Source organism: Mammaliicoccus sp. C-M13 (assembly GCF_022386845.1).
GTDB classification, from domain to species: Bacteria; Bacillota; Bacilli; order Staphylococcales; family Staphylococcaceae; genus Mammaliicoccus; species Mammaliicoccus lentus.
On record NZ_JAJNHQ010000001.1, the window covers coordinates 251,363 to 274,025 of the forward strand.

29 protein-coding genes and 1 riboswitch are annotated in these 22,663 nt (G+C 31.8%); of the genes, 22 read left to right on the forward strand and 7 right to left on the reverse strand.

What is annotated here, in order from left to right; all coding sequences use genetic code 11:
• The first annotated feature begins 83 nt into the window (after positions 1-83).
• The 4 genes from rpsN to LQ615_RS01285 all read left to right on the forward strand — a co-directional run bounded on the left by rpsN (position 84) and on the right by LQ615_RS01285 (position 2,916).
• Positions 84-353, forward strand: a complete 270-nt coding sequence (gene rpsN, locus LQ615_RS01270; RefSeq protein WP_017000733.1) for a 30S ribosomal protein S14 — start codon at positions 84-86, stop codon at positions 351-353.
• Between the two features lie 49 nt (positions 354-402).
• Positions 403-1,596, forward strand: a complete 1,194-nt coding sequence (locus tag LQ615_RS01275) for a GTP-binding protein (protein ID WP_017000731.1) — start codon at positions 403-405, stop codon at positions 1,594-1,596.
• A gap of 293 nt (positions 1,597-1,889) precedes the next feature.
• On the forward strand, positions 1,890-2,402 hold the full coding sequence (locus LQ615_RS01280) for a GrpB family protein (protein WP_017000729.1): 513 nt from the start codon (positions 1,890-1,892) through the stop codon (positions 2,400-2,402).
• A gap of 13 nt (positions 2,403-2,415) precedes the next feature.
• On the forward strand, positions 2,416-2,916 hold the full coding sequence (locus tag LQ615_RS01285) for a GNAT family N-acetyltransferase (RefSeq protein WP_070044930.1): 501 nt from the start codon (positions 2,416-2,418) through the stop codon (positions 2,914-2,916).
• An 87-nt stretch (positions 2,917-3,003) separates the two neighbouring features.
• On the opposite strand, the gene LQ615_RS01290 is transcribed toward LQ615_RS01285, so the two are convergent.
• Positions 3,004-3,423 (reverse strand): YolD-like family protein, encoded by a 420-nt coding sequence (locus tag LQ615_RS01290; RefSeq protein WP_147641205.1) that lies wholly within the window; start codon positions 3,421-3,423, stop codon positions 3,004-3,006.
• Between the two features lie 182 nt (positions 3,424-3,605).
• Here LQ615_RS01290 and LQ615_RS01295 point away from each other — a divergent pair, with 182 nt between their 5' ends.
• Positions 3,606-4,106 (forward strand): GNAT family N-acetyltransferase, encoded by a 501-nt coding sequence (locus LQ615_RS01295; RefSeq protein ID WP_070044931.1) that lies wholly within the window; start codon positions 3,606-3,608, stop codon positions 4,104-4,106.
• Here LQ615_RS01295 and LQ615_RS01300 read toward each other — a convergent pair.
• Entirely contained in the window at positions 4,103-4,504 is a 402-nt protein-coding gene (locus tag LQ615_RS01300; RefSeq protein ID WP_070044932.1) for an NUDIX hydrolase, read from the reverse strand. The two genes, LQ615_RS01295 and LQ615_RS01300, sit on opposite strands and share 4 nt — an antisense overlap.
• Positions 4,505-4,671: 167 nt before the next feature.
• On the opposite strand from LQ615_RS01300, the gene LQ615_RS01305 reads away from it, so the two are divergent.
• Together LQ615_RS01305 and LQ615_RS01310 are read left to right on the forward strand one after the other, a co-directional pair.
• The gene (locus LQ615_RS01305; protein ID WP_064211751.1) at positions 4,672-5,367 is read left to right on the forward strand and encodes an MBL fold metallo-hydrolase; all 696 of its coding nucleotides are present in this window, start codon (positions 4,672-4,674) and stop codon (positions 5,365-5,367) included.
• Between the two features lie 138 nt (positions 5,368-5,505).
• Positions 5,506-6,681, forward strand: a complete 1,176-nt coding sequence (locus LQ615_RS01310; protein WP_147641204.1) for a DUF4352 domain-containing protein — start codon at positions 5,506-5,508, stop codon at positions 6,679-6,681.
• 45 nt (positions 6,682-6,726) lie between these two features.
• Here the strand turns inward: LQ615_RS01310 and LQ615_RS01315 are convergent, their stop codons facing one another.
• Positions 6,727-8,031: a TrkH family potassium uptake protein gene (locus LQ615_RS01315; RefSeq protein ID WP_239703765.1), complete on the reverse strand. Its 1,305-nt coding sequence runs from the start codon at positions 8,029-8,031 to the stop codon at positions 6,727-6,729.
• A 149-nt stretch (positions 8,032-8,180) separates the two neighbouring features.
• On the opposite strand from LQ615_RS01315, the gene LQ615_RS01320 reads away from it, so the two are divergent.
• Positions 8,181-9,113 (forward strand): nucleoside hydrolase, encoded by a 933-nt coding sequence (locus LQ615_RS01320; protein WP_103268589.1) that lies wholly within the window; start codon positions 8,181-8,183, stop codon positions 9,111-9,113.
• Between the two features lie 152 nt (positions 9,114-9,265).
• Here LQ615_RS01320 and LQ615_RS01325 read toward each other — a convergent pair whose 3' ends face one another.
• Complete coding sequence (locus LQ615_RS01325; RefSeq protein WP_070044935.1) at positions 9,266-9,598, reverse strand: hypothetical protein; 333 nt, start codon at positions 9,596-9,598, stop codon at positions 9,266-9,268.
• 194 nt (positions 9,599-9,792) lie between these two features.
• Between LQ615_RS01325 and LQ615_RS01330 the strand changes: the two genes are divergently transcribed.
• Entirely contained in the window at positions 9,793-11,193 is a 1,401-nt protein-coding gene (locus LQ615_RS01330) for an MFS transporter (RefSeq protein WP_017001063.1), read from the forward strand.
• Positions 11,194-11,299: 106 nt separating this feature from the next.
• Here LQ615_RS01330 and LQ615_RS01335 read toward each other — a convergent pair whose 3' ends face one another.
• On the reverse strand, positions 11,300-11,716 hold the full coding sequence (locus LQ615_RS01335) for an organic hydroperoxide resistance protein (protein ID WP_017001064.1): 417 nt from the start codon (positions 11,714-11,716) through the stop codon (positions 11,300-11,302).
• Between the two features lie 170 nt (positions 11,717-11,886).
• Here LQ615_RS01335 and LQ615_RS01340 point away from each other — a divergent pair, with 170 nt between their 5' ends.
• Positions 11,887-12,852: a DMT family transporter gene (locus LQ615_RS01340; RefSeq protein ID WP_070044936.1), complete on the forward strand. Its 966-nt coding sequence runs from the start codon at positions 11,887-11,889 to the stop codon at positions 12,850-12,852.
• A 72-nt stretch (positions 12,853-12,924) separates the two neighbouring features.
• Positions 12,925-13,107: a CsbD family protein gene (locus LQ615_RS01345; RefSeq protein ID WP_017001066.1), complete on the forward strand. Its 183-nt coding sequence runs from the start codon at positions 12,925-12,927 to the stop codon at positions 13,105-13,107.
• 48 nt (positions 13,108-13,155) lie between these two features.
• On the opposite strand, the gene LQ615_RS01350 is transcribed toward LQ615_RS01345, so the two are convergent.
• On the reverse strand, positions 13,156-13,995 hold the full coding sequence (locus tag LQ615_RS01350) for a DUF4352 domain-containing protein (protein ID WP_070044937.1): 840 nt from the start codon (positions 13,993-13,995) through the stop codon (positions 13,156-13,158).
• A gap of 270 nt (positions 13,996-14,265) precedes the next feature.
• On the opposite strand from LQ615_RS01350, the gene LQ615_RS01355 reads away from it, so the two are divergent.
• From LQ615_RS01355 to LQ615_RS01365, 3 genes are all read left to right on the forward strand, one after another.
• Entirely contained in the window at positions 14,266-14,679 is a 414-nt protein-coding gene (locus LQ615_RS01355) for a universal stress protein (protein ID WP_017001068.1), read from the forward strand.
• 141 nt (positions 14,680-14,820) lie between these two features.
• The gene (aroD, locus tag LQ615_RS01360; protein ID WP_239703764.1) at positions 14,821-15,558 is read left to right on the forward strand and encodes a type I 3-dehydroquinate dehydratase; all 738 of its coding nucleotides are present in this window, start codon (positions 14,821-14,823) and stop codon (positions 15,556-15,558) included.
• A 95-nt stretch (positions 15,559-15,653) separates the two neighbouring features.
• Positions 15,654-16,193: a nitroreductase family protein gene (locus LQ615_RS01365; RefSeq protein WP_070044938.1), complete on the forward strand. Its 540-nt coding sequence runs from the start codon at positions 15,654-15,656 to the stop codon at positions 16,191-16,193.
• Between the two features lie 601 nt (positions 16,194-16,794).
• Here the strand turns inward: LQ615_RS01365 and LQ615_RS01370 are convergent.
• Complete coding sequence (locus LQ615_RS01370; RefSeq protein ID WP_017001078.1) at positions 16,795-17,115, reverse strand: thioredoxin family protein; 321 nt, start codon at positions 17,113-17,115, stop codon at positions 16,795-16,797.
• Positions 17,116-17,257: 142 nt separating this feature from the next.
• On the opposite strand from LQ615_RS01370, the gene LQ615_RS01375 reads away from it, so the two are divergent.
• The 8 genes from LQ615_RS01375 to LQ615_RS01410 all read left to right on the forward strand — a co-directional run bounded on the left by LQ615_RS01375 (position 17,258) and on the right by LQ615_RS01410 (position 22,369).
• On the forward strand, positions 17,258-17,611 hold the full coding sequence (locus tag LQ615_RS01375; RefSeq protein ID WP_017001079.1) for an arsenate reductase family protein: 354 nt from the start codon (positions 17,258-17,260) through the stop codon (positions 17,609-17,611).
• Positions 17,612-17,677: 66 nt separating this feature from the next.
• A complete protein-coding gene (gcvH, locus tag LQ615_RS01380) occupies positions 17,678-18,058 on the forward strand; it encodes a glycine cleavage system protein GcvH (protein WP_064204453.1) in 381 nt (126 codons plus the stop codon).
• A 103-nt stretch (positions 18,059-18,161) separates the two neighbouring features.
• Positions 18,162-18,566: a toprim domain-containing protein gene (locus LQ615_RS01385; protein WP_017001080.1), complete on the forward strand. Its 405-nt coding sequence runs from the start codon at positions 18,162-18,164 to the stop codon at positions 18,564-18,566.
• Complete coding sequence (locus LQ615_RS01390) at positions 18,523-18,846, forward strand: thioredoxin family protein (RefSeq protein ID WP_017001081.1); 324 nt, start codon at positions 18,523-18,525, stop codon at positions 18,844-18,846. The genes LQ615_RS01385 and LQ615_RS01390 overlap by 44 nt, the downstream gene beginning before the upstream one ends.
• A 29-nt stretch (positions 18,847-18,875) precedes the next feature.
• Positions 18,876-18,982: riboswitch (SAM riboswitch) on the forward strand.
• Positions 18,983-19,057: 75 nt separating this feature from the next.
• Positions 19,058-20,083: a methionine ABC transporter ATP-binding protein gene (locus LQ615_RS01395; RefSeq protein ID WP_064211461.1), complete on the forward strand. Its 1,026-nt coding sequence runs from the start codon at positions 19,058-19,060 to the stop codon at positions 20,081-20,083.
• Complete coding sequence (locus LQ615_RS01400) at positions 20,076-20,771, forward strand: methionine ABC transporter permease (RefSeq protein WP_017001083.1); 696 nt, start codon at positions 20,076-20,078, stop codon at positions 20,769-20,771. The genes LQ615_RS01395 and LQ615_RS01400 overlap by 8 nt, the downstream gene beginning before the upstream one ends.
• A gap of 14 nt (positions 20,772-20,785) precedes the next feature.
• On the forward strand, positions 20,786-21,604 hold the full coding sequence (locus LQ615_RS01405) for a MetQ/NlpA family ABC transporter substrate-binding protein (protein ID WP_064204452.1): 819 nt from the start codon (positions 20,786-20,788) through the stop codon (positions 21,602-21,604).
• Positions 21,605-21,763: 159 nt separating this feature from the next.
• The gene (locus LQ615_RS01410) at positions 21,764-22,369 is read left to right on the forward strand and encodes a short chain dehydrogenase (protein WP_070044939.1); all 606 of its coding nucleotides are present in this window, start codon (positions 21,764-21,766) and stop codon (positions 22,367-22,369) included.
• Positions 22,370-22,663 lie beyond the last annotated feature (294 nt).

The following is a 22,663-nucleotide window of genomic DNA, read 5'->3' on the forward strand; positions in this document are numbered from 1 at the left end:
CGATTTCAAGCCAACTTCTTTGTTGGCTTATTTATTTCATTATTCACATTATGTTCAATAATAATTTAAAAGGAGTTATATACATGGCAAAAAAATCTAAAATAGCAAAAGAACAAAAACGTATTCAAATGGTAGAGAAATATAGAGAAAAAAGAGAAGAATTAAAAGCAAATAAAGACTACGAAGGTTTAAAAAAACTTCCTAGAGACGCATCACCTACGCGTATTACACGTAGATGTCAAGTTACTGGTAGACCTAGAGGTGTATACAGAAAATTTGGTATGTCTAGAATTGCTTTAAGAGAATATGCGCACAAAGGTCAAATTCCTGGCGTGAAAAAATCAAGTTGGTAAGCAACTGTGTGATTTGGGCATAAGCAATTAGAAAGTAGGGGGAAACAAATTGAATAAAATACCTGTAACTGTACTAAGTGGATATTTAGGTTCAGGAAAAACGACGTTATTAAACAACATCTTAAAAAATAGAGAAGGTTTAAAAATAGCGGTCATCGTAAACGATATGAGTGAAATCAATATAGATAAAGATTTAGTCATAGAAGGTGGGGGTATTTCTAGAACTGATGAAAAACTCGTCGAACTTTCTAATGGCTGTATTTGTTGTACATTAAGAGAAGATTTATTAGTAGAAGTACAAAAAATAGCAGAACGTGGAGATGTAGACCAAATTGTAATTGAATCAACAGGTATTTCAGAACCCGTACCAGTTGCTCAAACATTCTCATATATTGACGATGAACTAGGTATCGATTTAACAAGCATTTGTCGATTAGATACTATGGTAACAGTAGTCGATGCGCACCGCTTCATTAACGATATGCGCTCTGAAGATTTATTAACTGATAGAGATCAAGGTGTTAGTGAAGAAGACGAAAGATCAATTTCTGATTTATTAATAGATCAAATTGAATTTTGTGACGTGTTGATTCTAAATAAAACAGACTTAGTGGACAAAAAAGATTTAGATCAACTAGAGAATGTATTAAGAAAATTACAACCAACCGCTAAATTTATAAAAACAAACTTTGCTGATGTACCAATTAAAGAGGTTGTTAACACAGGCTTATTTAATTTTGAAAAGGCGAGTAATTCTGCCGGTTGGATTAAAGAATTGACTGAAGGCGGTCATGCTAGTCATACACCAGAAACTGAAGAATACGGTATTTCATCATTTGCATACAGAAGACGTTTACCTTTCCATGCTGATAGATTTAATAAATGGATGGAAAATATGCAAGGGAATATCATCAGAGCAAAAGGTATTGTATGGTTAGCACAATATAATCACGTAGCTTGTCTATTTTCACAAGCAGGTTCATTCGTTAACATCCATCCAATAACATATTGGGTTGATGCAATGAGTGAAGCACAAAAAAATGAAATACTAAGTGAAAGACCTGAAGTAAAAGCAAATTGGGATCCAGAATATGGAGATAGAGAAACACAATTTGTTATTATCGGCAGTGATTTAGACGTTGATGAAATTACAAAATCATTAGATGAATGTCTCATTAATGCAGATGAAATAGATCAAGACTGGTCACAATTAAAAGATCCATATAGTTGGGTATTACAATAAAACTTATGAAATAGGAAAGAATCCGAGACAAAAGCACGCTCGGGTTCTTTTTTATGGAATAATTTATTTCTCATACTCTTTTTTGTACATAATGGTAATATTGGTGGAAATAGATTCATAATGTATAAAAATATCTTCGAAAGAAGTAGTGAAACGTGAAACATATGAAGAAACGAATTTGTCTATTAAAAATTCAAAGTTTATTGAAATAAACAAGTTACTAGATAATTTAAGTTGACCAAATAGAACTAAAGAACTTATTTTATGTTATTTATTAAATAAGGGGTGATCATTTGAAGATTAGGTTAAGTTCATATAAAGAAAGTTGGAAAAGTCTTTATCAAAATGAGTGTAAAAATTTAGAGGGAATTTTAGGAGATTTAATTATTCAGTTTGAGCATTTTGGAAGTACTTCTATTGAAGGGATGAAAGCTAAACCAGTTATCGATATGATGGTTATAGTACGTGATATTCAAAAGGTCGATCAGTTTAACTCATTATTTATAAACTTAGGTTACGAAGTAGCGGGAGAATGGGGTATTAGTGGCAGAAGACTATTAAGAAAAGGCGGAGAAAACAGAACCCATCATATACATATATATGAACAAGGAAATAAAGAAATAGAAAGACATATCATTTTTAGAGATTATTTGAGAGTAAATGAAAAGGTTGCCCAAGAATATAGCCACTACAAAGAAATGTTAGCAAGTAAATACCATGACACACGAGAATACAGTAAAGCTAAAAAAGATTACGTGAGAAATATTGAAAAAGAAGCTTTGATGTGGTTTGACAATCTGAAATAGGAGGCGATTTATATTGAAAATTCGTAAATTAAATAAAACTGATGCCATTGAATTTAGGGAGCTTAGATTATTAGCTTTGCAAACTGATGCCCAAGCTTTTGCTTCTTTGTATGAAGATGAGGTTGAATATCCTTTTAGTAGATTTGAACAACGTTTAGAAAGTACTGATTCTAAATTTACATATGGTGGATTTAGAAATGATGAACTTGTATGTGTTGCAACATTTTATAGAGAAGGTGTTAAAAAGCTACAACATAAAGGGAACATAGTCGCTATGTATTGTAAAGAAAAGGATAGGGGGAGTGGTGTTTCTGAAAGCGTAGTGAAAGAACTTATAAAAGAAGCATCTAGTATAGAAAGATTAAAAGTGATTGATTTAACAGTTTTATCTATGAATGATAGAGCGATTCAATTTTATAAAAAATTAGGTTTTGAAAGATTTGCAACTGAACCGATGGCTATTTATGATGGAAAGCAATATTATGATGAAGATATGATGCGATTTTATTTATAGAAGGTTCGATAAAACAAAATTATCGAACCGTAAAAACCTAAAAACGACAAAAAAGAATCGCTGGTATCTACAGGCGATTCTTTTTCATTATTCTATTCCTAATATACAGTCCATATCTAAGTACATGACTTGTTTATTTTCTTGATTAATAACTTGTAGCATATTAATTTCGGAGTTGAATTTATGTATTTCACATTTCACTTGTTTAATATAGCCATTGTGCCAATATTTAATTTCGCAATTTGGATTATAGAAAATTTTCTCCGCTAATACATGGTTTAAATCAGCTAGCTCGGATTCATCAAGTGTAGGTTTTTCTATCTTTGTTTGATCTTTAATATATTGTGAGATTTCTTCGAATTGCTGTGGCATTGTCGCAAATGGCGCCCATTTAATCATTCCTCTTCCTTGAGGAATTCTCGGATTTAAATATTCTCTTGGAATATTTCTGTAATCTGTCTCATTTTGAAATTCTTCAGGCATATCTGGATTAATTATTTTTACCACATTATCATCTCCAAAAACATTATACTTTTATTATACGAACATATGTTCTGTTTTGTAAAGTGAAATCTTCTTTTAATAAAAGTTGAGTAAATATATAGGAATTAGTTTATATAGATATGTAATTATGTTAAGATAATCCCAATCGTTTAGTCATAAAGCATAGAAATATTAGGAGGATTAGGATGGATTACTATTTAAGAGATTTAAAAGAATCGGATTTAGATGATATTCACGCGTATACTTCACTACCTGAAGTGGCGAAATATCAAACTTGGGATCCGTTAACATATGAAGAGACTGAAGAATTTGTACAAACGTTATTAAATAGAGATGAAGATTGGATGTACAATGTAATAGTAGATGCGGATACGGATAATGTTATCGGTGCTATCCAATTAATAAGTGATAAGAAGAATAATAGTGGAGAAATTGAATTCACTATCCATCCAGAATATTGGAGCAATGGTATTGCAACAGATGTAGCTAGAACTATTGTGAAGTATGGTTTCAAAGTGTTGAAACTGAATAGAATATGGGCTTCAACAGACATAAATAATACCGCTTCAGAAATCGTACTTCAAAAATTAAAAATGAGACATGAAGCGATATTGAGACAAAATATTAAACTTAAAGATGGTTATAGAGATACACTAGTATATAGTATCTTGAAAGATGAATACTAGAACGTAACAAGAAATGGTTCTTTTTCATTCAGACTTAAAGAGATTCTTTCTTTGAAATTTTTCCACGTAACCATTTCCATTGCTTCATCATATGTAAAGAAGCCTACTTCTAAACATTCGTCACTCGTACATAACTCGCCACCTATGTAGTGTGCTAAAAATAATGTGTTGACAATACCGTCAGTAGTGTTTTGGAAAATACCACAGAATCTGGTGATTTCAATGTGAGCGCCAGATTCTTCTTTTACTTCGCGTATAGCTGCTTCATGCAAAGGTTCACCGATTTCGACTTGACCACCAGGCATCTCCCAACCACGTTTAGGTCCTTTAATTAGTAATATTTCCTGTTCGTCGTTTAATACAATACATGCAGCTGAAACGATATGTTTAGGTATCATGCTAATCCTCCTAAAAATTAAAAAGCCAAAAACCTTTCTAATGTAATTTGTTTCCTTTAAAATAATATTATATATATCATTTTATATAGTAGCAATTGTAATGAGAATCATAATAATTAACAATTTCGAAAAAGACCGTTAGAAAATAAAGGAGCTCTATTATGACTATTCAAATAGAAGAATTAGAAATAAAGTTTAATTATGAAGGGCATGAGCATGCTATATATCCAACGCTCATCGTATTAGAAGAGGCTTTAACACTTGTTGATACTGGGTATCCCGGTTTCTTACCGAAGATAGAAGAAGCTGTTCAAAACTTAGGTTATGATATGAATAATTTACAAAATATCATTATTACTCATTATGATGACGATCATATAGGGGCTCTTAAAGCCTTTAAGGATAAATACCAACACGTAAAAGTAATAAGTAGTTTCATAGAAGCAAAGTATATAAACGGTAGTGAAAAATCTGAAAGACTTACTCAAGCGGAAGAATTATTAAAAAGCATGCCTGAATACGATAAAGAGAAAGGTACACAGTTCATAGAACTACTAGAATCTTTAGATCATGTGGAAGTTGATATAGAAGTTACAGATGGTGCAATCATACTAGAAGAAGAGGTCGAGATTGTGCAAACCCCTGGTCATACAAGTGGACACATTTCTTTATACATACAGTCAGAAGATAGCGTGATAACAGGTGATGCCGCAGTAAAAGAAGGTGAGGAGCTTATAGTAGCAAATCCGGACTATAGCATGAATTTAAAAGAAGCAAAACATTCATTAAAAAAAGTTGTTGATTTAAATGCTTCAAAATATTTTTGTTACCATGGTGGTTTGTTAGTAAAAGAGAAAGAGTAAATAAGTTTAGTGAATTAATTTTAAATTTCAAATTTTAGGGAATGATTATAAAAAGGAAATAAAGTTTGTTTTATTATTTTTATTTAGATAATCCGTGCTATTATAAGATAAATAAAAGATACGATAAGGAGAGAAAAAATGAACAGTTTAATTTTTACGTTTGTATGGATTTTAATATCTATAGCATTTGTCACGATGTTGGTGACGACTATTGTAAAAATTGCGAACAAAAGTAAGTTTGTTGGAGTGTTAATAAGCACTGTAACACTATTTTTCGTAGGGTTAATTTGTTTTGTTTCGATTTTTTTAACGCTGCCGAAAAGTAGTAGTTATTCTGTAGACCAGTTATTTGGCGAGCAACAAACGAAAGATAAAAAGACTGAGACTAAAAAGCTCGAAGACACGCCTGAAAAAGGTCTGAAGGGTTTGGAATTAGGAGATAAAATTAGAGTGAACGGACTTGAAATTACTGTTGTTAAGGCAGAGTTTGTTCAACCTGAAGATCAATATTACTACCCTGAGAATGGTAAAGTATTAAAAGTATATTATAAATTTAAAAATGTAGATAAAAAGCAAATTCTAGTGGATAATTCTGCTTTTGATCTCACGATTGATGGTGAAAGTCAAAATCAATTCTTTGGTATGAATGAAAATACACCTGGATTCCAACATCAGTTAAAAAAAGGTAACACAGAAAATAGTTATTTATATTATGATGTACCAGAAGCGGATAATTATAAAGTAGAAATGAACTTTAAGCCAGAAGATAAGACTTATAAAGCAGACTGGAATATTAAAAATTCAGAAGTAAAAGAAACTGAAAGTAATCAACCGCCAGCAACAGAAGAAGTACCAACTGAACAAATACCATCATCAGAAGAACAATATAATAATAATGCGGTCCAAAATAATAATCAACAGAAAAAATTAGAAGAACAAGAGAAGAAGAGACAAGAAGAGGCAGATAAAAAAGCACAAGAAGAAGAAAAACAAGCTGAAGCGGATAAAAAACGTGAAGAAGAACTAAAGCAAAAAGAAGAAGAGAAAGCTAAAGAAGAAGAGAAAAAGGCTCAAGAAGAGGCAGATAAAAAAGCTGAAGAGCAACAGCGTAAAGAAGAGGAACAAGCACAAGAAGACGCTGAGAAAAAGGCTGAAGAACAGCAACGTCAAGCAGAAGAAAAGGCCAAAGAAGAAGCTGATCGTAAAGCACAAGAAGAAGCAGATAAAAAAGCTCAAGAGGATGCCGAACAAAAAGCTAAAGACAACTCAAGTAACGAAGATAAAGCTGACTCAAAATCTAACGAAGATGAATAATAAAAAGAGAGTCTGGGACAATTATTTATGTCCCAGACTCATTTTTTATAGATGTACTTTGCCATCAGCAAATCGGTAATTAGATGTATCTCGTTGTGTTAGAAGGGCTAATAATGTAATAATGCCTATTTTACCAACAATCATGACGATAATAATTAGTGATTTCGAACATGTGTTGAGGTCAAAAGTAATACCAGTAGACAAACCGACTGTTCCAAATGCAGAAGTTACTTCAAATAATTGCTTATGATATGCAATGTCTGGTTGAAATAGGTTCATAGTTAAACTCACGATTATTACCAAAATAAAGCTGAGTAATGCAATAGATAAAGCTTTTGATATTTGATGAAATTGAATTGTTCTTTTAAAGATATAAGGATACTCATAACTCCTAACATTTTGCCAAAGAAATACTAATATTAAAATAAATGTAGTTACTTTAATACCGCCAGCACTACTTACTGGAGCTGCTCCGATAAACATTAAGAAAATCATAACTGCATATGTAGCTGGTAATAAATGATTTAATTCTATTGTATTAAAACCTGCAGTACGAGTTGAAACAGATTGGAAGTATGAAGTTAATAATTTATCTTTTATTGATAATTTAGATAGACCATGATGGTATTCAAGTAAAAATATAGACAATGTACCAAATAAAATTAGAAAAGCAGTAGCTGTTATCACGATTTTAGTATGTAGGTGCAGTTTGTTAAAACGTTTTTTAACGACAATATCATAAACAACTAATGGTCCTATACCACCTAAAACTATTAAAAAAGATACGACAAAATTAATATATAAATCTGATGAAAAAGACATCAAGTTATTAGAAAATAGTGATATGCCAGCGTTATTAAACGCAGATATAGATGTAAAAAGTGATATGAAAAGTCCTTTTTTTAATCCGAATAATGGTAGAAATTTGATTGATAATAGTAAGAAACCTGCACTTTCCACAATGATTGTATATATAAATAGGTTTCTAAGGATTTTTATAACTCCACCGAATTCATCGAAATTCCAAGTAATCATTAATAATTCTCTGTTTAAGAATGAAATTTTTTTATTAAATAAAATCAAAGAAAACAGAGCTACTGCGACGATACCTAATCCACCAATTTGAATAAGTAGTAAAATAACAATATACCCTAACGTATTGAATTGGCTAGGTATATCTACAGTAGATAGACCAGTTACTGTAAAGGCACTTGTGGTTACAAAAAATGCATCAATAAAAGAAATAGTTTTCCTGCCTGTAATAGGTAGAAAGAGCAATAATGAACCAATAAGTGTAGTGCTCAGAAATAAACTTAAATAAAAAATGATTAGTTTTATAAATATTTTCATCTTTTCATCTCATATCCTAAAATTTTACATTTAATAATGAGAGTATATATCTTTAGTGATACATAAACAAGTAAATTTAAATAATTGATATAATAAAAATTAATTATTATGTATAATGGTGCTATTGGGAATGAAAGAAGGGTATATAAATGAAGACAGTATATTTTAACCATGACGGTGGCGTGGATGACTTAATTTCGCTATTTTTATTATTACAAATGGAAGATGTAGATTTAATAGGCGTTAGTGCAATCGGAGCGGATTGTTATGTTGAGCCTGCTACGAGCGCTTCTTGCAAAATTATCAATCGTTTTTCAAATCAAAAATTAAATGTTGCACCTTCAAATGAAAGAGGGAAAAATCCATTTCCTAAAGATTGGAGAATGCATGCATTTTATGTAGATGCTATGCCTATTTTAAATGAAGAAATGAATATTCATTCAACAGTTTCAGAAAAAGAAGCATACGAAGATATTATTGAAAAATTAATGAATAGCAAAGAAAAAGTAACAATGTTATTTACAGGTCCTCTTACTGATTTAGCTAAAAGTTTAAAAGTTGAACCTAAAATAGAAGAACGTATAGAAAGATTAGTTTGGATGGGCGGTACGCTTTTAGACAAAGGTAACGTTGAAGAACCAGAACATGATGGAACAGCTGAATGGAATGCTTTTTGGGATCCTGAAGCGGTTAAAGTTGTATTTGATACAGATATTAAAATAGATATGGTAGCATTAGAAAGTACAAATCAAGTACCTCTTACACCAGATGTTCGTAAAAGGTGGGCGAATGAAAGAAACTATGAAGGTGTAGATTTCTTAGGGATATGTTATGCGCTTGTTCCACCACTTACACATTTCGTTACAAATTCAACGTACTTCTTATGGGATGTGTTAACAACTGCTTATGTTGGTAAACCAGAACTTGTACAAAAAGAACAACAAAAACTAGGTGTACTTACTCATGGACCAAGCCAAGGTAGAACATACAAGAGTGAAGAAGGAAGAAACGTTAATATTATTAATGATGTAAATAGAGATGCATTCTTTGATTATATGACTGACTTAGCAAAGAAAATATAAGTTTATTCTAGAACAAATAATATATGCGTTAAAGTTGTGAGAATTTATATAGGAAAAGCCACTCTGTTGAGGATTCAACAGAGTGGCTTTTTAATTAAATGATAGAATTATAGCGATTTTGCGTCGAAGCTGTATGTTTGTTAGTATGTATATTATGCAAATATTGCGATAATTACAAGGTGTAAAAAACCTGTAATGAATGGGCCGTAAGTTTTAAAATCATTTTTTAAAATTATCCCAATAAACCCATCAAAGATATGTGTTAAAGCAACAGCGAGCGCAACACCAGTTAAAAAAGCAGCGCTACCAGTAAATAAGGCGATAATAGATAATAAAAATAAAACTAAACTTCGTGATAAAGCATAAAGTGCGTTTGTTTGAGATTTTTGATTTTGTTTTCTATCAGCGACTGCATTTAATGAAAATCCTAAACTCACAATGGCACTGATTATTGTAACAATTACTAAAAAGTAAAACCCTGACATGTATTCCCTCCTAAAAAATATCTTTATTTCAATATAGAGCTAAATATAGAAAAAGTAAATTTATTAGTACTTCTATAATTATTGGTATGAAAATATTTTAAGAAATATTTTAAATTGAATTTCAAAAATTTTGATTAAAAAATTTTTAATAGGTTATATGTTTATATAGAGATAAATGGGGAGTGTATTTAAAAATGAAGTTTAAGAAAGACAACGTCAATGTTGTAGATGCGAGTAAAACGAAGAAAACCGTATTTGCAACAGGTATTGGTAACGCTATTGAGTGGTTTGACTTTGGTCTTTACGCTCAACTAGCGGTTATCATTAGTTCGAATTTCTTCGGGAACATGCCAAAAGAAATACAGTTGGCATCAACCTTTGCAGTTTTTGCTTTTGCTTTTATAGTAAGACCGATTGGAGGAATATTCTTCAGTCACATAGGGGATAAACATGGTCGTAAAGTTGTTCTGTCATCAACCATTATTTTAATGGCATGTTCTACTTTAGTGTTAGGGTTACTTCCAACGCAACATCAAATCGGGATTTGGGCACCAATCTTATTGCTTATTGTTAGAATGGTTCAATCATTCTCAACTGGTGGAGAATACGCTGGTGCGATGACATACATAGCGGAGACATCTCCTGATAAGACAAGAGGAAAATTAGGAAGTGGCCTTGAAATAGGAACATTATCAGGGAATATTTTAGCTGCGGCATTAGTTGGTATTATGTATGCATTACTAAGTGATGAACAAATGGCAGCATGGGGTTGGAGAATTCCATTCATTATTGCGGCACCATTAGGTATTGTAGGGGTTTATTTAAGAAACAATCTAGACGAAAGCCCAGCATACGAATCAACTTTAGAAGAACAAGAAGAACTCGAATATTCTTATAAGGATATCTTCAAAAAATATTGGAGAGATATCATTGTATGTTTCACTGGTGTAGCATTTTTAAACGTTGCAAACTACATGGTATTGTCGTACATGCCATCATTCCTAAATGGAACGATTGATTTAGGTGGTACGATGAGTAGTGTATTAAGTACAGTAACAATGGCTGCAATGATACCAGCAGTATTCTTCTTTGGATGGTACAGTGATAAAGTAGGTAATAAAAACACAATATTATTTGGTTTAATAGGTTTCAGTTTATTCTCAGTTGTAGCATTCTGGTTTATGAGTATACCTTCTATACCAATGATTATTATCGGTCTATTTATTATTGCTTTATTCATGTCAACATTTGAAGGAGTTATGCCTTCAGTCTTACCAAGTATATTCCATACGAAAGTAAGATTAAGAACGTTATCGCTCGTTTATAATATAGGTGCAGCGGTATTTGGTGGTTTAACACCATTTATTTTAACAACTTTAGTAGAAACAACTGGTCAAAAAATTGCACCGTCATATTATTTAACTGTTATTAACGTTATAGGACTACTTGTATTTGTGTTTATGTTTAAAACAACATCAAATAAATCGCTTCGTGGATCTTATCCGAACGTTGATAATAAAAAGGATTTACATGAAGTTTTTGAAAATCCGAAAGATGCATTATGGTGGCATGCTGAAGAAAGTGAAAAAAATTAATGATGTCACGTTAAAATAATATATTAAATAAAAATCAGGAGGCGTTCTTTTAAATTGAAGAACGCCTCCTGATTTATTTGACTTTAAATTAATCTAGGCAATTATATTAAACTGCTTCTACGTTTAATTTAACGTCGATATTACCTCTTGTCGCTTTAGAATAAGGACAGAAGTCATGAGCATCTTTTAAATATTTTTCCGCATCTTCTTGAGAAACATTTTTAACTTTTGCATCAATGTCTACCTCTAATTTAGGGCTTTCAGCTTCTGGATCATCTGCTAAACGAACTGTTAACGTAACTTCTGGTTCAGCGTCACGCACTTTGTTTTGTTTAAGGATTAAATCAAAAGCACCATTGAAGCAAGAAGCATAGCCTGCAGCGAATAACTGTTCAGGGTTAGTCGCATTGCCATCAGCTTGTTGTGGTGGTAATACGTCTACATCAATTGCTTTATCGTCTGTATAAACATGACCTTTACGTCCACCAGTGTTTGTTGCTTTAGTTTCATATTGAGTTGCCATAAAAAAAAGACCTCCTTATAGATTATATATATTGTTTACCCGCTTATTATAAATTAAACCATTTTAAAAATATTTAATTTATAAATATGAGATATTTTCTAAAAAAATAATGTAAAACGTCATTCTTTTATGGAATAATGAATATTAAACGTATAAGAAAGAGGGCTAACATGAGAGCGATTTTAATTGGTATTTTGGCAGCTTTATTTTTTGCAGTTACATTTGTATTTAATCATTTAATGGCTAATGAAGGTGGATCATGGTATTTCAGTTCATCTCTTCGCTTTATTTTCATGTTGCCTTTTTTATGGTTAATTGTAGTAATTAAAGGAAAAACAGGTCATGTCTTGAAGCATATCAGCATGTACAAATCATCTTGGTTTATATGGAGTTTCTTTGCATTCGTTTTATTTTATGCACCTTTAACGTTTGCAGCTGAATATAGTCTTGGGTGGGTAATATCAGGGACATGGCAAATTACGATTGTATGTGGCATGTTATTAGCGCCACTCTTTATAGATAAAGTGAAAGTATCCGGTGAAACCATTTTAGTGAGAAATAAAATACCATGGAGGTCACTTGCTATATCTAGCATTATGTTTGTAGGCATTATCATTATACAAATACCACAAGCTTCGGAAATTCATTTAAATATTTTCTTGCTTGGATTTCTACCTATAATAATTGCTGCATTTTGTTATCCGTTAGGAAATAGAAAAATGATGAGTGTAGTCAAACATGATATAGGTACAATTGAACGAGTATTTGGAATGACCTTAGTTACGATGCCCGTCTGGTTTATAATATTTGGCATAGGATATATTAAACATGGTCTACCATCTTCTAATCAAGTTACACAATCTTTTATAGTTGCGTTGTTTTCTGGAATTATTGCAACAGTACTGTTTTTCTATGCAACGAATCTTGTAAAAGATGACCAAGAGAAATTAGCAGGAGTCGAGGCAACGCAGTCTTTAGAAGTTGTCTTTGCTATTATAGGAGAGATGATATTACTTGGATTGCCTATCCCAGGGCCATTGAGTATGCTAGGAGTGGCACTTATCATTATCGGCATGGCGATATATAGCTTTATAGATAGTTTGCCATTAAAAAAACCTTCCAAAATTAATGTTTAAAGCTATATGGAAAGTGGTATGTAATTAATGAATGATAAATCATTCAAATTGATTTATAAAGGGTGATAAATGATGGCAGACGAAAGTAAATATGAAAAAGCAAAAGGTAATGTTAAAGAAACAGTAGGTGACGTTACGGATAATAAAGATTTAGAAAACGAAGGTAAAAAAGAAAAAACTTCAGGCAAAGCTAAAGAAGCTGTAGAGAACGTTAAAGATAAAGCAAATGAAGTAATTGATAAATTCAAGAAATAAAAAAGATAAGAAGCCGTTAGACAAGTTTATTGTCAAACGGCTTCTTATTTACTTTAAATCTGAATCTTTAATATTCCATTTCATTCTATAACTATTATCTTTTGATTTTAATTGTAAATGTACCTCATATTTATCTGCATCAGGCACGTCATAATATACATAACCTTCATCTGATTGTCCAGGTTTTAAGCTAAAGCTGAAACCAGCATCGGAATCACGCATACTATAGAATTTACTTACTCTCTGGCCATCTGCTGTAACGCCAAAGTTAGTGTCGCCTACAATCAAGCTAGAATTATTAATGTTTTCTAGTTTATAGTAAACTTTTAATATTTTATCTTTGCTTGGTTTACTATATTTAGAATCTGGTTCAACGAATTCTGCTTTTTCGACTGTGATTTTTGTACCCACAGCGTTAATTGATCCGCCAAGATTTGATGTTTTATTTGTCACCGAACTATCGTTGTCATTTTCTTCAGTTGTTGATTCCTCAGTAGTAGATTCTTCGCTTGTCTCTTCTTCAGTTGTTTCTTCTTCTGTAGATTCTTCCTCAGTTGATTCCTCTTCGGTAGACTTTTCTTCAGTAGATTTTTCTTCAGTATCACTCGTAAAGTTATCAATTTGTTCTTTGATTGGCCCTGCTGCACATGCACCTAGAATAATCGCCAATATTATGAATATAACTAAGCATCCACCACAACCAAATAACCATGGTTTAAGATTTGAATCTCCCTGATCTCCAGAATGAGGTGGTTGATTCCCTTGAAAACTACTTTGGTTCGACTGATTAAACGGGTTCTCTTGTTGTGAATTTTGTTGTTGATTGCTTTGTTGGTCTGAGTTGTTTTGATTGAATGGATTTTCATTTGATTGGTTAGAATTATTCATAATATTTCCCCCTTCCACAAAACTATTTTTAATAAAAAATAAATAGAAATTCCTTTTTTCTAATTGCCTTATAATAGAGATTAAAAAATGAAAAACAATTGTATTCTTTATTAATTATTTTTAGTTTATAGTAATTTGGGAAAAAAATCTACACTTATTATTAAATATACAGAATATTAATAGTCGGTTAATAATAAATATATATAATGGTTGATAAAAGTTGAATAGTGCTTACAATATCATTTAAAATAAAGTAAAGGAGTGGTAAACATGTATAGAGACATTTTATTCGGCATCGATACAGATATGAAAAATGAAAAAGTTCTGGAAGAAATAGCAAAACTTTCAGGTGAAGGTACAGTTGTTACAATGATTAATATGATAAGCGAGAAAGATATACAAGCTTCAGTCCGTACAGGTGTGCACTTTGAAGAAATGACAGAGAAACGTCAAAAAGGTATTCAACATGTATTTGACTTCTTTAATGAACGAAACATTAAATATAATCTAGAATTTATTAAAGGTAATCCAAAGGCTGGGTTACTTAAATTAGCAAATAGCGGAGATTATGAAATTGTAGTACTAAGTAATAGAAAAGCTGAAGATGCTGATAAATTAGTACTAGGAAGCGTAAGTCATAAAGTAGCTAAAAGAGCTAAGATTCCAGTTTTAATAGTAAAATAATAAACTTTATTATAAGCAGTAAAAGTTCTTAATAAAATAAGAATTTTTGCTGTTTTTTTATTATCATATTATATTGAATTCAATAGAAAAAAAGCGCTAACTAATGTAAAATGGTAATAGAAGAACATTGGAGGAATGGCTATGAAACAAAAAGGCAAAGAAACGTTTCCTGATATTGTTGCGACCGTATCTTTAAAAGATAAAAACGATATTGAAAAAACAGTAGAAGAACTAAATATGAACGACAAATCAGTAGATATTGTAGAATTTAGAGCGGATACACTTTCTGATACTTCTTTGGAAAATATAAATGAAGTGTTAGCTGCGTTTAAATCAAAGTATACCGCTTCACCAATTCTCTTTACTTATCGTTCAAAAGGTCAAGGTGGATTAGGGGACTTCGACCATGAAACATATTATAAATTGATGCAAGATATTATTTGTAATCAAAAAGCAGATTATGTCGATGTTCAGTTAGATACTTATGAAGATAATCTAATGAATTGTATTACAAGAGCTAAAAATAATAACGTCAAAATAATTATCTCGCACCATGATTTTAAAGCAACGCCAGATGTGGAAGAAATGTTTGTGACTTACGAAAAAATGGCAGAACTAGGTGCTGATATTGGAAAATTAGCAGTAATGCCTAACAACGAAAAAGACTTATTATCGTTGTTAAATGCGATGAATAGAGCATATCATCAATTAGATATCGACGTAGTAGGTATATCAATGGGTGAGCTTGGTATTATGACTAGGATTACTGGCGGTTTATTTGGTTCACGACTTACTTATGGTTTTGTAGGTATTGAAGCGGCACCAGGACAATTACATGTTAAAAATATTAAAGAACAACTCGCACTGTATAACCAGTAGAATATTTTTAAGCCTGAATTCTCAAAGTTAGAACTCAGGCTTATTTATATGCTATAATTGATAATAATTATCAATAGATTAATAGGAGTGTTAAAATGGAATTACAACAAGTCATACAAGAAAGACGTAGTGTTAAAAATTATGATCATGATATGCACATCGATGAAGAAAAGCTAATGTCACTAGTTGATTTAGCAACATATGCTCCGAATCATGGAATGAGAGAACCTTGGCGTTTAGTATACATTAGTAAAGACAAAATAAATGAATTTGCTAAAAAGGTAGCTACATCTGCATTTGTGAATGATGAGAAAAAACAAGAACAGCATATAGAAAAAGTTTCAAGACTTGGTGGTATTTTTGTAATATTAGCTAGAAGAGATACTAGACAAAAAGAAAATCTTGAAAATCAAATGGCTGTAGCAACATTTATGCAAAACCTAATGCTATTGATACACGAAGCGGGTATGGGCTCATGTTGGAAAACACCTGACTACATCTTTAAACCAACATTCCGTGATATCGTTGGTGCAAATGATGATGAAGACGTAAACGGATTTTTATATGTAACTGAAAAAGATGAAAATGCTGTATTCTCAAGAAGAAAAAATAAATCCACATTAACGAAGTGGTAAGTTTTAATTTAAAAGAGCTAGGGATATAAATACGTGTCTCAGCCTCTTTAATTATAATGGCAGTAGCTGACTGGATTGAAAATGCGCTTATATCAAGCTTTTTCCAACCCTAGTCATCCTTGCCGGGGTGGGACTACGAAATCTGTTTATTAAAATGAGATTTCTGTCCCACTCCCTTTTTTGGATGTTATTAATCAAAAAAGCATGAGTTGATATTGTTATTGGATTTACTAAGACAATAATCCAAGTACATGCACCTTTATTGGATTAACTACGACAATAATCCAAGTAGACACCTTCTTATTGGATTTTCTACCTCATTAACCCAACTACACACACCTCTATTGGATTAAGTAATATCTAAACTCACGAATTAACTTTTTATTCTGGCTCAAACCTAAAAACAAAGCACTTTCGTATATCTTCACAATAAAAATCTAAAGTAAAATATGATTTATGGGTTGCTATAATAACAATAAACATAAAAAATGGCAGATCTAAGAATTAGCAAAACAAGCATGCACTTTTTAAAATATCATATAAAAAATCTCCTCATCCGTAAATAACAAACCTATCGGATGAGGAGAAGCCTTAAACCATCTTATTTTAAATTTTCAGCTAAAAATGCTTTTACGTCTTCTGGTGTTTTAGCATTTGCTGAATGTAAGTGTGCTAGTTTTTCATTGTTTTTGAATATTAATAAACTTGGGATACCCATTACATCATTTTCAGTTGCTGCATCTGGGACATCGTCACGATTAATTTGATACCAATCGTAATTATTGTATTCTTGGACAATCGGATCTATCCATTGATCCATACGCGTACAATCTGGGCACCAGCCTGCAAAGAATTTAATGACTACTGGTTTATCGCTTTGTGTAACCTCTTTGAATTCATCATATTGGTTTATTGTTTTCATATATTTTCAAGCTCCTTAAGAATTAATATTATAAATGAATTATAGCTTATTTTTGTTTATTAAAAAAATATTTAACTCAAGACTATGTGTTCTTAATTAATATTGGTATAATGATGTTAAATACACATATGGAGGTAAAGACATGATAAAATTTTATCAATATCCTAACTGTACAACATGTAAAAAAGCTGCAAAATTTTTAGAAACAAATGGTGCGAGTTTTGAACCAATAGATATTACTCAATTAACACCAACTGCTAACGAATTAAAAGATATGATTGATGGAACAGACGTTACTGTTAATCAATTATTTAACACGCGTGGTGCAAAATATCGTGAGTTAGGTCTTAAAGATAAAATTGATGATTTATCTGACGACGAAAAATTCGAATTATTAGCTTCAGATGGCATGTTAATTAAACGCCCATTAGCTGTATTAGGTAACAAAATCACTTTAGGTTTTAAAGAAGATGAATACCGCCAAACTTGGCTATAAAATAGTTGCTTGAATAAGGGCTTTATGTCATTATTATAATTGAATTACATATAGGAGGGGATTACTTTGGCAGTGCCTAGTGAGTTAAAATATTCAAAAGAACATGAGTGGGTAAAAGTTGATGGCGATGTAGTTACAATCGGTATTACTGATTTCGCTCAATCTGAATTAGGGGACATCGTATTTGTTGAGTTACCAGAAGAAGGTGACGAATTAACTAGTGGAGATTCATTCGGTAGTGTAGAATCTGTAAAAACAGTTTCTGAACTATATGCACCTCTTTCTGGTAAAGTTGTAGAAGTAAATGATGAATTAGAAGATAGTCCTGAATACGTTAATGAATCTTCTTATGACAAAGCTTGGATGGTCAAAGTAGAATTAACTGATAAATCACAATTAGATGATTTATTAGATGCTGATGCGTATAGTGAAATGATAGGTGAATAGCAATACAACAAACTCCACGGTACAGTAGTATCATGGAGTTTTTTAGCATAATCTCATTGAGAAGTAAAAATATAATATTATTCATTTGTAGAAGGTGAAGGCCATGGCGATGATTAAAAAAGTAATAATCGTAGAAGGTATTTCAGATAAGAAGCGAGTGAAAGAAGTATTAAATGAACCCGTTCACGTAATTTGCACACACGGTACAATGGGTGTCGAAAAAATGGACGAACTTTTAGATGAAATTTATGGTAAACAAGTGTATATATTAGTCGATCAAGATAAAGAAGGTAAACGCATAAGAAAATGGTTCAAAAAATATGTGAGTGAAAGTCATCATATTTATATAGATTCAACTTTTACTGAGGTAGCACGTTGCCCAAGACAATATTTAGCGAATGTGTTAAACTATCATGGATTTGAAGTTAATCACGACTTTGTATTGAAAGGGAAGTATCGTTATCATGAAACGCACAGAAATATCGAACGATGTATACAAGCTTTTTAATGAAGATATACATTTGTTATTCGGTTATACACCAACATGTGGAACGTGTAAAATCTCAGAACGCATGCTAGATATTGCCAACGAAATGACAAAACTACCTATAAACAAATGTGACTTAAACTTTTATCCGGAATTTTGTGAAGAATATGAAATACAATCCGTACCAGTTCTATTTATAATGAAACAAGAAAAAGTTATAAAAAGAATTTATGCATTTCAGTCAGTTCCGTATATAGTTGAGAATATTCAAAAAGTTATTGACGATAAAAACTTATCGTGATAGTATGAATTTAATTAAATACGTAATAGCTCTTATCAAGAGTGGTGGAGGGATGTGCCCTTAGAAGCCCGGCAACCGTCATATAAATATGAAATGGTGCCAATTCACAGAAAGTGTAAACTTTTGGAGATGAGAGAAAGACAATTAATAACGCCTTTCTCTAATCACTAGAGTGAGGCGTTTTTAATTTAAGGATTAGGAGGCAACAGATTTGATCGAGTTAAATAAGGTCGTAAAGACTTTCAAGACAAAAAAAGGTGACATAAAAGCTGTTGACCATGTTGACTTAAATATAGAAAAAGGAAGTATATATGGCGTAATCGGTTTTTCAGGAGCTGGAAAGAGTACCTTGATTCGAATGTTTAACGGGTTAGAAACCCCTACTGAAGGTGAAGTTATAGTAGATGGTGCGAATATAGGTAAATTGTCAAAACAAGAACTTCGAAAAAAACGACAAAAAGTAAGTATGATATTCCAGCATTTTAACTTACTTTGGTCTAGAACAGTTAAAGACAACATTGCTTTTCCGTTAGAGATCGCAGGTGTCTCTAAAAGCGAGATTAATAAAAAGACAGAAGCGTTAATCAAAAGAGTAGGATTAGAAGGTCGTGAAAATGCTTATCCATCTCAATTATCTGGTGGGCAAAAGCAAAGAGTAGGAATCGCGAGAGCTTTAGCAAATGATCCACACGTATTATTATGTGATGAAGCTACGAGTGCCCTTGACCCTCAAACAACAGATGAAATACTAGATTTATTGATAGACATCAATAAAGAGCTGGATTTAACAATTATACTTATCACACATGAAATGCACGTTATAAGAAAGATTTGTGATCATGTTGCCGTAATGGAAAATGGTAAGTTTGTCGAAGAAGGAGAAGTCATCAATGTATTCAATAATCCTCAAACACATGTAACGCAAAGATTTGTTAAGGATGATTTGAAAGCAGATGATTTAGAAAGAACGTTGCAAGACTTCAAGAAAGAACAGCCTGAAGGTGAAATATGGAAGCTGAACTTTGTAGGTGGAACTAGTTCAGAACCTGTGTTAGCCAAAGTGATTAAAGAATATAACGTAAATATTAATGTCATTGAAGGCGACGTTAAACTCACTCAAAATGGTACTTTTGGGCATATGATTGTACATCTGCCTGATGGAAACTATTCTAAAGACCAGATTAAACAAGAATTAAATAATCTTGGTGTGAAAGTTGAGGTGGGTATTAATGAATAAGTCATTTGGTGAAATAATCACTGAAATGGTAACAATGCCTAACGTGAGATGGGACGCTGTATGGGAAGCGTTATACGAGACCTTATACATGACCGTCATTTCAACAGTTTTTACACTAGTGTTTGGCTTAATACTAGGAACGTTATTGTTCTTAACATCTAAAGGAACATCTAAAAGTTCTCGTGTATTTTATTCAATTGTTTCATTTATAGTGAATTTATTTAGAGCAATACCATTTATCATACTTATACTATTGTTGCTACCATTTACTGATATTTTACTTGGTACAATAAGTGGTCCGAAAGGTGCTCTACCAGCCTTAATCATTGGAGCTGCGCCATTCTACGCAAGATTAGTAGAGATTGGCATGAAAGAAATAGATAAAGGTGTAATAGAAGCGGCTGTATCTATGGGTGCAAACACATGGACAGTTGTGAGAAAAGTATTACTTAAAGAATCATTACCTGCACTTGTATCAGGTCTAACTGTAACTGCAATTGCATTAGTAGGATCTACAGCAATCGCTGGTGTTATCGGTGCAGGAGGATTAGGTAACTTAGCATATCTAACTGGTTTCACACGAAATCAAAATGATGTAATCCTAGTTTCTACTATATTAATACTAGTTATTGTATTTGTTATCCAATTTATTGGAGATTTAATTGTTAAGAAAATTGATAAACGTTAAAGGAGTGCCTTAAAATGAAAAAAGTTCTAGGACTATTGTTTGTTTCAATATTGACAGTTGTATTGGCCGCTTGTGGCGGAGGAGACGGAGATAAAGATAAAAAAGAAACGATTAAAGTCGGTGCATCTCCAGCACCACATGCAGAAATATTAGAAGAAGCTAAACCAATTCTTGAAAAAGAAGGCTACAAGTTAGAAATTAAAACGATTAATGACTACACAACACCAAATAAATTATTAGATAAAGGTGAATTAGACGCAAACTTCTTCCAACATACACCATACTTAGAAACTGAATCTAAAGATAAAGGTTACAAAATAGAATCTGCAGGTAACGTACATATCGAACCAATGGCAGTATATTCAAAGAAGTATAAAAAATTAACTGACTTACCAAAAGGTGCAACAGTATATGTATCTAATAACCCAGCTGAAGAAGGACGTTTCTTATCATTCTTTGAAAAAGAAGGATTAATTAAACTTAAAGATGGCGTTGATCCAGTAGATGCTACATTCGATGATATCGCTGAAAATAAAAAAGATATAAAATTCAATAACAAACAAGCAGCTGAATTTTTACCAAAATCTTATCAAGCAGATGAAGGTGACGCAACAATTATCAACTCTAACTATGCAATTGAACAAGGGTTAAATCCATTAAAAGATTCAATCGCAGTTGAAGGTAAAGATTCACCATATGCTAACTTAATCGCAGTACAAAAAGGTCATAAAGACGATGAAAAAATTAAAGCATTAATGAAAGTTTTACAATCAAAAGAAATTAAAGACTTCATCAAAGAAAAATACGATGGTGCAGTAATCGAAGCAAAATAATGATATAAGAATTAGCCTGGGACATTTATATATGTCTCGGGCTTTTTTATTCTAAATAGTTTGGTTAAACGTCTCATGATTTACGCTATGCATCTTTCTTGTTATTACTTTGTTGGTTTAATAAACTACATTTAAGACTTAAAACAAAGGTGGATAAACATGAAAATAATACTAGTTGGAGCACATGGCACGATAGGTTCAGCCGTTGTAACTGAATTAGAAGAAAATGGTCATGAAGTCATAAAAGTTGGACGTAATTCAGGTGATTACCAAATGGATATGACAAACGTAGAGGATATCAAACTCATGTTTCAACAAATCGAAAATATAGATGCTGTAGTCTCTACTGCAGGAGCAGCGAATTTTGATGATTTAAGTGAGTTAACACCAGAATCAAATGAGGTAGCTATAACAAGTAAGCTATTGGGACAAATCAATTTAGTACTTATAGGCCAACATTATATAAATGATGGAGGAAGCTTTACTTTGACTACGGGCGTTATTATGGATGATCCAATAAAAGGGGGCGTTTCTTCAGCGATGGCCGGCGGTGGTATAGAAGCATTTGTTAAATCTGCTGCCTTTGAATTAAAACGGAATTTAAGAATTAATAACGTCAGTCCTAATGTAATCGAAGAAGCGCTTGAAGATTATGGTGATTTCTTTAAAGGTTTTAACGCAGTACCAGCAAGTAAAGCAGCAGAGGCATATTTGAAAAGCGTAGAAGGAATACAATCAGGACAAACTTTTCGTATATATGAATAAAATATAATTGAAGACAAAAATCAGGAAAAATTCTTTCTTCAGTAGAATTTTTCCTGATTTTTTAAAATTATTCTAAAATAATTCATTTGCAAGGTACAATACAAGCATTAAAGCGGCAATAGCATATAAAATCAAGCCGATAAATTTAGAATTTCTAATATTAAATGTGGCTATCGTAACTATCGTTAAAATAGTAAGTAAAGTATTTATTAAACTGCTCAAATTAATAACATTGACTAGATTGAGTAATAGTATAAAAGCGCATATCGCACTAATTACAAATGAAAATTGTTC